Below are 933 nucleotides of genomic sequence, written 5' to 3' on the forward strand. Positions count from 1 at the left end.
AGAGCCGGATTTAAAAGGAGTTGAGCGATATCAGCAGGTTGTGATTCCCGTTTGGTGCTGAATCAAAAGGGGTTTCCGATGGCCTGGACCGATATCGCTCGCGCCGAGCATAACCGTGATCGGCTTCGCTTTCCAAGTGATCTGACGGACCGCGAATGGGCTGTCGTGGCGCCGCTGATCCCTGCGCCGAGGCGCGGCGGGCGGCCTCGCACGACGCAGATGCGCGATGTCATGGAAGCGATCCTGTTCATCGCTTCGAGCGGCTGCCCATGGCGCATGCTGCCGGGCGAGTTTCCGCCGGTTTCGACCGTGCGCGGCTATTTCTACGCCTGGCGCGACAGCGGCCTTCTGGCGACGATCAACCAGCTTCTGGTGATGGCGGCGCGCGAGATCGAAGGCAAGCAGGCCCAGCCCACGGCTGGCATCATCGACAGCCAGAGCGTCAAGACCACCGAAAGCGGCGGGGTTTGCGGGTATGACGCGGGCAAGAAGATCAAAGGGCGCAAGCGCCACATCATCACCGACACGCTCGGCTTCCTGATCTTCGTGCTGGTTCACGGAGCCGACATTCAGGATCGCGACGGCGCTCCCGACCTGCTCAGGGCGGTTCGGTTCCGCCATCCATGGCTGCGCCACATCTTCGCCGATGGCGGCTATGCCGGCGACAAACTGAAGGACGCCATGCACGGCCACGGAAGCTGGACCATCGAGATCGTCAAGCGCTCCGACACGGCCAAGGGCTTCGTCGTGCTGCCTCGGCGCTGGGTGGTCGAGCGGACATTCGCATGGCTCGGACGCTGCCGCCGCCTCGCAAAGGACTGGGAGAAATCCATCGAAAGCGCGACCGCCTTCGCTCATATCGCCAGCATCCGCATGCTCACACGCCGCATCGCAAGACATTGCAAACCCGCGTGAACTTTTGAATCCGGCTCT

1 protein-coding gene is annotated in these 933 nt (G+C 62.8%); it reads left to right on the forward strand.

Annotation, left to right across the window (positions count from 1 at the left end; all coding sequences use genetic code 11):
- Positions 1 to 78: 78 nt before the first annotated feature.
- Entirely contained in the window at positions 79 to 915 is an 837-nt protein-coding gene (locus AC1D34_RS37970) for an IS5 family transposase (RefSeq protein WP_441509228.1), read from the forward strand.
- Positions 916 to 933 lie beyond the last annotated feature (18 nt).

This window comes from Allobosea sp. P1_A7 (genome assembly GCF_056406775.1).